The organism is Pseudomonas sp. NFACC02 (genome assembly GCF_900110765.1).
Lineage (GTDB): Bacteria > Pseudomonadota > Gammaproteobacteria > Pseudomonadales > Pseudomonadaceae > Aquipseudomonas.
Genome location: NZ_FOEO01000079.1, coordinates 1 through 9028, shown reverse-complemented (window position 1 = coordinate 9028; position 9028 = coordinate 1). Strand labels below are relative to the sequence as shown.

Here is a 9028-nt window from a genome sequence, read left to right as displayed (position 1 = left end):
GACGCGCAGTGGGCCGAGCGGCATGGATGCCGCGAGAGCGCCGTCAGGACATGGATGTCCGTTCGGCGCGGGCCCACGGAGCGTCGCCGGAGTGAAGGAACCCGACGCAGGAGGGCCAAGCCAGGAGCAAGCGATTTTGGTTACTTTTGTCGCTTTTCAAAAGTAACTCGCCGAAGGCGAAACAGTTCGGCCCCCAGGCCGAACCGAACCGCGGACAGACCACAGCCGAAATAGCCATCCCAAAAAAAGAAAGCCCCGACACAATGGCCGGGGCTTTCCCACACATCGAACCGTGAACTCAATCAGCGATTAAGCTTGATCTCCACACGGCGGTTCAAAGCACGACCCTCGGCAGTCTTGTTATCCGCCACAGGACGCGCCTCACCGTCACCCTCCACCGACACGAACGCACTGCGAGGAATACCGGCACTGACCAGGTAATCCGTCACCGATTGCGCGCGCTTCTCCGACAGCTTCTGGTTATAGGCATCGCTGCCCACGCTGTCGGTGTGCCCGCTCACGTGCATCTGCACGTTAGGCGCTTCGGTCTTCAGTTTGGTCGCAACCCTATCCAGTTGCTGCTTGTCGGCTGGGGTCAGCGTTGCCTTGTTGAACTCGAAGTGCACATCACGGATGGTGATGACTTCTTCTTTTGGCAACACCACCGGAGCCACCGCAGGCTCAGGCGCTGGCGTCACGATTGGACAACCGGTCGCATCCACTGGTGTGCCTTTCGGTGTGTTCGGGCACTTGTCGACGCTGTTCAGCACGCCATCACCATCATCGTCGCCATCACCGTGAGCCCAGCAGTAAGCACCCGCCATCACACCGACCGCGGCACCAAAGCCCGCCGCGACAGAGGCTGACTGGAACGCACCGATCGCCGCACCGCTGAGAGCGCCGCCGGCAGCACACAGCGGCCAGTCGGTCTTTTGCAAGCCGGCACAACCCGTCAATACACTGGTAACCAAAATCAGAGGTAACGCTGTCCGAATCATGCTCATACAGTTCTTCTCCTTTGGTATCGGCTAAAACCGACTGGAATGGAGTAAAGACGCCACCGGGGCCATTTGCCACCCGGAAACAGGGGGTTTTATGGTTTTTCAGCGCACGCTCTGGCTTGTTCTTCTAGAAATAGCCTTTTGCCTTCACTCCGTACGCTTTGTCATGACGACCGATAAAAAAGTTCAAGCACTAGGCCATGATCATTCAGCAGGCTAACCTTGCGAGCTCAATGAGGGATTTCGATGACCGACCGTTTTTCCACCCGTACACCACAGCAGGCCCTCGCCGCCCTGCTCGACCGGTATGCGCCCAAGCGTCTGCTGCTGATTGGCGCAGACAGTTTTCCTGCGCTGCAGGCTTTTCAGGAAGCGCACCCGGACACCCACCTGGCCCAGGCCGCGCCGGGCGCATTACCGGCTGAACTCGCCGGGCAGCGTTTTGACCTGGCGCTGGTGGTCGATTGCCTGGAACACATACCCAAACGTGCCGGGCTGGAATTGCTGGGTGGCATTCGCAACCTGAACGCCAGCTGCATTGCCGTGCTCGCCGACATGCAGGCCTGTGGCTGGCAGACCACCGACTTCTATTCACTGGCCCTGCAAGCCAGCGAACGTTTCGCCCGGGACGAACAGGTGCTGACCCTCTTCACCTACGATCTGCGCGAATACAAACAAGTACCGGACTGGCTGAACGCGAAGTTCTGGGCCAACCCGGAGAATTTTGGCAAGTACTGGTGGTGAGACACGCATCATGAGCAGTGCAATTTGTCCCTGTGGCAGCGGCAATCTTCTGGACGGTTGCTGCGGCCGTTATCACGCCGGTCAGCCCGCGCCCTGCGCAGAAGCCTTGATGCGCTCGCGTTACAGCGCGTATGTACTGGGCCTTGTGGATTACCTGCTGGACACGACATTACCGGCGCAAAAAAGCAGCCTGGACCGATCATCGATCAGTCAGTGGAGCGCACAGAGCACCTGGCTGGGCCTTGAAGTGGAAAGCGCCGAGCTGTTGGGCGGCAAGCCCGAGCATGCCTTCGTCACCTTCACCGCGCGCTGGCACGACGCAACGGGCGAGCACAGTCATCGGGAGCGCTCGGCGTTCGTTCAGAATCAAGGGCGCTGGTATTTCATTGACCCGACCGTGCCGCTCAAGGCGGGGCGCAACGATGCGTGCCCGTGCGGGAGTGCGCAAAAATTCAAGAAATGTTGCTACAGCTACCTACCGTAAAAATCTAGGTATACGGCGCCTCGGGGAAGGCATTCAGCGAAATTCGCTTCAGCGGACGCCAGCAGCCGACAGTTACGCGAGGCAAGTGAACGCTGCAAAGAATTTCGCGATGAGAACGACATCGGGTTAGCCGATCTTCGTGAGTGCCTTTTCTTGACGCAGGACGTTTGGCATTCAAGGGCAAGCACCTCAGCGATACTGGCGAACTGGCCAGATTCCTGAGCTTCGTGGAAGACGAGACCGTTCCACCGGGCAGCGATTTGGTCGTGGAGTCCCTAGTCCGTCTTTCGCGTGTAAGAGTGAGGGGCTCCCTGCCCCGCTTGCTCGATCTTCTAGCGAAGGGAATCAACGTCTACACCAACACTGACAGCCGTCTGTACACCAGCAACCTGATGCTAGCTGCGATGTTGTCTGTCGCTACGCCACCACTCCAATAAACAGATTAAGATTATCGGGCAAAGACGCCTCGACGACGTCGGCGATCTGACCAGCCTGTTCACGAGTTAGCGGTAATTCCCCATCGGCCTCAGCCTCAAGGCTTTTCCAACCCAGAATATCCATTACGCTTTGTTCAAACTCTGGCGCCACGTCGAATTCATACTTCAACGAGCTATCTTCAGAGCTGTCAGGCAAAAATCCTGTGATGCATAAGTGCATAACTACCTCTCAATCTATTTAGGAGTGATTCTTCCCGGTTTTGCGGGCTTGGTTTGCTCGCCTGTCTCTGGGTTGTACTCCCCCAAATGCTTGCCTTGTTTATCATACATTTCAACAGCCCCATGTTGGCTGTCCCACTCGTAGATCCTCCCTTTAGAATCTTTCCAGCGGGCACGCTTTTTAGCACTACCTTGAACGCTGCTTTTTGGTTTATCCCTTGCAGCATCAGGAAATGCCGTCAGTCCTTTAGGCGCCGGGTGGTAACGATGTTCACCTGATACGCTCAATGAGATGTAAATCGGCTGAATGCCGGTGTTAGGAAACGTGATAATTGCGTCTTGGTAATCTGGCGGATGAACCGGATTGACCATCATCTTATTGGCCTGTTCGGTTGTCGGATACACCCAGACAGGTGGCAACTTTGGGGCCCCTTCAAGTGCAGGAATACTCATAACACCGTCTGGACTTGCCGCAGGCGTCCAAGTGAGGCCAATGCCGTTGCCAATATCAGCAACGTAGTTTTCGCCGTCTTTCTCTGCCTTGATGACCGGAACGTTTTCCCAGTCAGTTTTGCCACCCGTGTAAAAGCCGTAAGCGTTAACGGAACCATCCGGCAAAGTCTTCACGTTGACACGAACACGAGTGCGGCCAGCATCAAGGGTGGCGTACTGATCAGTCCTGTAGAAGGCGCTGTCAGGTGAAATGCTGGTGTTCGGTATCAGCAATGCAACAGTCCCCAATGCGGCGCCAGCAGCAACGCCTGACCCTTTCAGCAGGCCAAGCGATAGCGACCCGCCAAGACGTTGAGCAATTGCACTGCCGCTAGCAGACCCGCCAACCAGTTGCAGTGGGGTGCCTTGTGAGGAAATGGATGCCCCGGTTCCAAGCACAGCCCAAAGTCCGTAGTCGGCCAGCTTCTCAACAGGCACAAACCCGGAAGGGCTGATGTGATTGATTACACCATCAGGGAGGTTGCAACTCTTGGCGAAGACGCATCCGGGCAGAATGATTTCCACCGGCTTCTTGATCGAGTTCCTACGTGCATCAGCTTCACGCTCATTCCTTGCATTCGCCGCCAGTGCTCTGTCCCAAGCTGCCTGTGCTTCCTCTGTAGCCTCGGCATGTCGCCTGTTGCCATCTATCCCATCGCATCCCAGAGTACTCGGGAAGAAATTTTTAACTCCCATAACACTCCTTGTGCAAATTCACGATCCGTGTTTGCCGTTTAAGTGTGTCGGGAAGCTACTTCATGGGTATTTGGTTTGTCTGTAGGACGATTCTCTAAAGTTATATAAAGTCATCTATCAGGTCTACAGATTGTGGGCGGAGAAGAAACCACTTCAGTGTGGGGCTCCCAACTTTAGTGATTGTCCGCGCTACGGCAGGCGGGAATATTGCAGATGGTTCTGCAACCACCCTGATAAATCCTATAACCCAAGCGCAAAGCGCATCATTGGTAGGTTTTTGTACCAATAGATGAAGAAGTGCTGTTCACCCTACATGGCCTGAGCGCTTGAGCCGCGCGTAACGACGATCAAGCCAACCTCAAATGCGAGATGTCCGGCACCCGCGCAGGTTGGGCGTCTTTCTTTTGCCCCATGTCGCTGCCAACCGGGGCCAGGCTCAAACCGGAAAGGTCCAGGTGCGGCGCGACGGGCGGGGATTTCGGGTCCTGCACATCGTTGCCCAATGCCGATAAGGTGAAGTCCGGCGCCTTGACGTCGACGAAGGCCGCCATATAGACATCCCTGGGCTCAAGCCTGGTTTTCTGCTCAGGCCTGGCGACGCTGCCTGTCCCCGCCGCCGGGGACGGCGCTTTTCTCGTCCAGGTCGGTTCGTCGGGCGGCGGCGCGAGTTCGACTTCCTCGACCTCGACTTCTTCGGGTGCCGGGACCTCGATCTGTCCAGGCATTTCCACCACATCGGCCTTCGCACCCGCGCGCTCCAGGGTGGACCGGTACTTTTCTGCCGCTGCCTGATCAAGGTTGTTTTTCAGCACCAGGCGCCGGCCGGAGAACAGCAGCGCGATGCGTTGTGCGTCCGCTTGAAACAGCTTGGCCAGATTCGCCTGTACCCGGTCCAGTTGTGCGCCAGGTACCAGTTGGCCGGAAAAAACAATTTCGTACAGCTTCATGGGTCAATACTCCTTCGACACATGGCATGAGTATGGCGCAGGCTCTATGGAACAGCGAGCGGCGCACAATCAGTCGGTGCCAAGCCAACACCAGCACCGTGCTTGCTAGACTGCAGAGCGACAGGGAGTGAACGAATGGTATTTCAGTTACGCGTAATCAAGCTGCTCTGCCTCTGTGTGTTGTTGGGGCTGGGTGGCTGTTCGAGCCTGATCACCGGCGGCGCGGAGGATCCATCAGTCAAGCTGCTCAAGGTCGATGTGGTCAAGGCCAAACTGCTGCGGCAGGACTTCAAGCTCCGCTTTCGCGTCGACAATCCCAACGATTCGAGCGTGCTGGTGAGAGGCCTGCGTTACAAGCTCCTGCTCAACGATCTGCTGCTCACCGAAGGCGAGCACAGTGACTGGTTCATCGTCGAAGCCCACGGCCATAAAAACTTCTCGGTGCCGGTGCGCACCAACCTGTGGGAACACTTGAAAGACATCTCCAAGATGCTCAAAAACGCTGATCAGCCTATTCATTACCGACTGGAAGGCAAGCTCAAGACCGGATTTTTGTTTGGACACAGCGTGCGTATTCAGCGCAACGGCGAGATAATCCCTGGCGATTTAATTCCGGAGTAGCTTCATGAACCAGCAAGCCCACGTGCATGGCCCTGATTGCAACCACGATCACGACCACCACGACCATCATCATGACCATGGCCACGTGCATGGTCCGCACTGCAACCACGAACCTCAGGAGCCGGTCCGTAACGCGCTCAAGGACGTCGGTCGCAACGACCCTTGCCCATGCGGCAGCGAGAAAAAATTCAAGAAGTGCCACGGCGCGTAAATAACGCACCCAGGTTGCTGAAGGCGTGAGCCTGCTCGCGAAAGCGCTGAATCAGACGCAGCTTTATCGACTGACAAAGCGCCTTCGCGAGCACGCTCGCTCCCGCAGGACTTCTTTGATGACGCGTGACACTGAAAAATCCTGAAATAAACTCGCCTCTCCTGCTTGCGTGCCGCCTGCCTGCTCTCTAACGTAGCGCGTTTCCAACGCCTACCCCCGCAGGAGCTCCATCATGGCCTCGCCAGCCCTCTCATCCCTGAAGACGCGACTCAGTATTGCCGCCGCCATGATGGGCCTGTTGAGCCTCGCCGGCTGCCAGCTCGGCGGTGAAGACCGTGACAACCTGCCCCCGACCAGCGGGGTTTTCGCGATCAAGGGGCTGGCTCAGAACGTTTCTGTGCGCCGTAACAGCCTGGGCATGCCTCTTATTGAAAGCAGCACCTTTCATGACGCCCTGTTCACCCTGGGTTACGTTCACGCCAGCGATCGCATTTCGCAGATGGTACAAATGCGCCTCTTGGCTCAGGGCCGTCTGTCGGAAATCGCCGGGCCTGGCGCGCTGGACCTGGATCGCATGATGCGCGCCGCCAACCTCAAGCAGACCGCCAGCGATCTCTACAACGCCTCGTCGCCGCGTTTGAAGCGGTTCTTCGAGGTGTATGCACGAGGCGTCAATGCCTACCTGTTCCGCTACCGCGACAAGTTGCCGTCCGACCTGGCGGATGCGGGTTACAAGCCCGAATACTGGAAGCCGGAAGACTCGGCGCTGATCTTCAGCCTGCTCAATTTCAGCCTGTCGGTGAACCTGCAGGAAGAAATCTCCTCACTGGTGCTGGCGCAGAAGGTGGGTGCGGACAAGCTGGCCTGGCTGCTGCCGACCTATCCCGATGAAGCGCTGCCGTTTGCGGAGGCCGACAAACTCAAGGGGTTGAATCTGGGTAGCCAGATGCCGGGGCTGAGCGATCTGGACAAGGCTGCGCTGCAACTCTCCGACCTCAACCTGCTGGGTGTTTCGGCCTCCAACAACTGGGTGATTGCACCGCAACGCGCCCGCGCGGGCAAAAGCCTGCTGGCCACCGACAGTCAGTTGCCTTCCACCTTGCCGTCCATGTGGAATTTCGTGCAGATCCGCGCACCGAAATATCAGGCGGCTGGCGCCACCGTCGCGGGTCTGCCGCTGGTGCTGTCCGGCTTCAACGGCAAGCTGGCCTGGGGCATGGGCCCGGCGATGGGCGACAACCAGGACCTGTTCCTTGAAAAGCTCAAGCGCGAAAACAATCGCCTGATGGTCATGGCCGATGGCAAATGGGTCGCGGCCGGGGCTCATGAGGAAACGTATTTCGTCAAAGGTCAGCGCCCGGTGCGCGAGCCCGCGTATGACACCCGTCATGGCCCATTGCTCAATGCCAGCTCAGCGCAACTCGCCAGCGGTCTGGGCGTTGCCCTGCAAACGCCGGACGCCAAGGATGACAAGACCCTGGATGCACTGTTCGACCTGACGCGGGCGCAGAACGTTGAGCGGGCCTTTGACACCACGCGGGAAATCCGCGCGATTACGCTGAACGTCGTCTTCGCCGACGCCTCGAACACCGGCTGGCAGGTCACCGGACGTTACCCGAACCGCCGCGAAGGCCTTGGCCTGATTCCGTCGCCGGGCTGGGAGAGCCGTTTCGATTGGGACGGTTACGCCGATGCCATGCTGCACCCGTATGATCAGGACCCGCAGCAGGGCTGGATCGCTACGGCCAACCAGCGCACGGTGCCAAAGGGGTACGGGATGCAGTTGTCCAACTCGTGGGACTACCCGGAACGCGCCGAGCGGATCGCCGAGCTGGCCAATACCGGCAAGCAGGACACTCGCAGCACGATCAGTATGCAGTATGACCAGACCACGACGTTTGCGGCCAAGCTCAAGAAGATGTTCGACGCGCCGGGCATGTCCAGACCGCTGAAGCAGGCCATCGATGCCCTCGCGCCAGCGGACAGGGACAAGGCACGCGAGGCATTGAGTCGTCTGATGGCCTTCGACGGCAGGTTGTCGCCCGTCTCGGCGGACGCCGCGATTTATGAGCTGTTCCTGCAGGAAAGCGCCAGGCAGATATTCCTCGATGAGCTAGGTCCGGAAAGTAGCCCGGCCTGGAAGGCGCTGGTCCAGACCGCTGACCTCTCCTACTCACCCCAGGCCGATCATCTGCTGGGGCGCGAGGACAGCCCGTATTGGGATGACGTGAAAACCCCGCAGAAAGAAGACAAGCCCACGATTCTGGCACGCAGCCTGGCCGCTGCGATCACCGCAGGTGAAACGCAGATGGGAAGCGACCACAAGGCCTGGCAGTGGGGCAAGTTACATCGGTACACCTGGACGTCGCAAAGCGCTCAGTTGACGGCAGCGATCGGTGGCAGCAAAGCCGGCGTGATCATAGGCCCGATGGCCGCTGGCGGCGATCACACGACGCTGAATGCGTCGGGCTTCCATTGGGGGCAGGATTTCGATGTGGCGGTGATTCCGGCCATGCGCATGATCGTCGACTTCGCTCAACAGGAGCCGATGATGGCGCAGAACGCGGCAGGGCAGTCGGGTAATCCGGCGAGTCCGCATTTTGCCGACGGGATCGAGCCTTGGGTGAAGGGGCAGTACATGTCGGTGCCGATGCAGCCGGAGAACTTCGAGAAGGTGTACGGCAAGCAGCGGTTGACGTTGACGCCAGGGAAGTAATGTCCTCGGATGGACTGGGCGTCCAACTTTCGGGGTGTTCGGCTTCTGGTTGGGCTTCTCCTTTTGATCGTTCCCACGCTCCGCGTGGTAACGCAGCGACTGACGCTCTGCGTAAACGTGGACGCGGAGCGTCCTGACAGGCATTCCCACGCAGAGCGTCACTAGTGTCCGGTAAAAACCGAAGGGGGAGCTTGCTCCCCCTTGCTGTTGGCCGCCTTCAGTCATAATCGGATTTTTCAGACTCGATTTTGACTCATGTTTTCCAGCACTTTTTTAACTCAGTTGCTCAGTGCCATCCCACGCTCTTCATTCGAGCGATCCGTCGAAGCACATCAAGCTGATCGCTACGTCAAACGCTGCACTTCCTGGCAATTGTTGGTGACGTTGGTCAGCGGCCATTTAACCCAAGCCTTGAGCCTGCGGTCCCTGGCGACTTTCTCCGAGACTCTGGCCCCGCATC

Annotated in this window: 10 protein-coding genes; 6 read left to right on the top strand and 4 right to left on the bottom strand. The window is 58.2% G+C overall.

The genetic code is table 11. The annotated features are described in order from the left end of the window. Nucleotides 1-302 precede the first annotated feature (302 nt). Nucleotides 303-1004, bottom strand: coding sequence for a PA1041 family peptidoglycan-binding anchor lipoprotein (locus tag BMY73_RS27495; RefSeq protein ID WP_092411066.1), 702 nt, complete (start codon nt 1002-1004; stop codon nt 303-305). A gap of 243 nt (nt 1005-1247) precedes the next feature. Here BMY73_RS27495 and BMY73_RS27490 point away from each other — a divergent pair, with 243 nt between their 5' ends. After that, the gene (locus tag BMY73_RS27490) at nt 1248-1745 is read left to right on the top strand and encodes a DUF6231 family protein (protein ID WP_092411064.1); all 498 of its coding nucleotides are present in this window, start codon (nt 1248-1250) and stop codon (nt 1743-1745) included. A gap of 10 nt (nt 1746-1755) precedes the next feature. Continuing rightward, nucleotides 1756-2229: a YchJ family protein gene (locus BMY73_RS27485; protein WP_092411062.1), complete on the top strand. Its 474-nt coding sequence runs from the start codon at nt 1756-1758 to the stop codon at nt 2227-2229. Between the two features lie 417 nt (nt 2230-2646). On the opposite strand, the gene BMY73_RS27475 is transcribed toward BMY73_RS27485, so the two are convergent. The 3 genes from BMY73_RS27475 to BMY73_RS27465 form a co-directional block, all read right to left on the bottom strand. Further along, nucleotides 2647-2886, bottom strand: a complete 240-nt coding sequence (locus BMY73_RS27475; protein WP_092411060.1) for a pyocin S6 family toxin immunity protein — start codon at nt 2884-2886, stop codon at nt 2647-2649. 14 nt (nt 2887-2900) lie between these two features. After that, nucleotides 2901-4073 (bottom strand): colicin E3/pyocin S6 family cytotoxin, encoded by a 1173-nt coding sequence (locus tag BMY73_RS27470; protein WP_256571469.1) that lies wholly within the window; start codon nt 4071-4073, stop codon nt 2901-2903. Between the two features lie 347 nt (nt 4074-4420). Beyond that, nucleotides 4421-5020: a hypothetical protein gene (locus tag BMY73_RS27465; RefSeq protein ID WP_092411058.1), complete on the bottom strand. Its 600-nt coding sequence runs from the start codon at nt 5018-5020 to the stop codon at nt 4421-4423. A gap of 135 nt (nt 5021-5155) precedes the next feature. Here BMY73_RS27465 and BMY73_RS27460 point away from each other — a divergent pair, with 135 nt between their 5' ends. The 4 genes from BMY73_RS27460 to BMY73_RS27445 form a co-directional block, all read left to right on the top strand. Further along, nucleotides 5156-5641, top strand: coding sequence for an LEA/WHy family protein (locus tag BMY73_RS27460; RefSeq protein WP_062387910.1), 486 nt, complete (start codon nt 5156-5158; stop codon nt 5639-5641). Nucleotides 5642-5645: 4 nt separating this feature from the next. Next, nucleotides 5646-5852: an SEC-C metal-binding domain-containing protein gene (locus BMY73_RS27455; RefSeq protein WP_062387914.1), complete on the top strand. Its 207-nt coding sequence runs from the start codon at nt 5646-5648 to the stop codon at nt 5850-5852. Between the two features lie 232 nt (nt 5853-6084). Next, complete coding sequence (locus BMY73_RS27450; RefSeq protein ID WP_092411056.1) at nt 6085-8568, top strand: penicillin acylase family protein; 2484 nt, start codon at nt 6085-6087, stop codon at nt 8566-8568. A gap of 255 nt (nt 8569-8823) precedes the next feature. Then, nucleotides 8824-9028: DUF4372 domain-containing protein (locus BMY73_RS27445; RefSeq protein WP_139214294.1), on the top strand; the 205-nt coding region annotated here is incomplete at its 3' end.

What these genes read in the sequence shown, in the direction of transcription:
- BMY73_RS27455 (WP_062387914.1), top strand. Translation starts at nt 5,646, where the DNA reads ATGAACCAGCAAGCCCACGTGCATGGCCCTGATTGCAACCACGATCAC.
- BMY73_RS27490 (WP_092411064.1), top strand. Translation starts at nt 1,248, where the DNA reads ATGACCGACCGTTTTTCCACCCGTACACCACAGCAGGCCCTCGCCGCC.
- BMY73_RS27475 (WP_092411060.1), bottom strand. Translation starts at nt 2,886, where the DNA reads ATGCACTTATGCATCACAGGATTTTTGCCTGACAGCTCTGAAGATAGC.
- BMY73_RS27460 (WP_062387910.1), top strand. Translation starts at nt 5,156, where the DNA reads ATGGTATTTCAGTTACGCGTAATCAAGCTGCTCTGCCTCTGTGTGTTG.
- BMY73_RS27485 (WP_092411062.1), top strand. Translation starts at nt 1,756, where the DNA reads ATGAGCAGTGCAATTTGTCCCTGTGGCAGCGGCAATCTTCTGGACGGT.
- BMY73_RS27465 (WP_092411058.1), bottom strand. Translation starts at nt 5,020, where the DNA reads ATGAAGCTGTACGAAATTGTTTTTTCCGGCCAACTGGTACCTGGCGCA.
- BMY73_RS27450 (WP_092411056.1), top strand. Translation starts at nt 6,085, where the DNA reads ATGGCCTCGCCAGCCCTCTCATCCCTGAAGACGCGACTCAGTATTGCC.
- BMY73_RS27495 (WP_092411066.1), bottom strand. Translation starts at nt 1,004, where the DNA reads ATGAGCATGATTCGGACAGCGTTACCTCTGATTTTGGTTACCAGTGTA.
- BMY73_RS27470 (WP_256571469.1), bottom strand. Translation starts at nt 4,073, where the DNA reads ATGGGAGTTAAAAATTTCTTCCCGAGTACTCTGGGATGCGATGGGATA.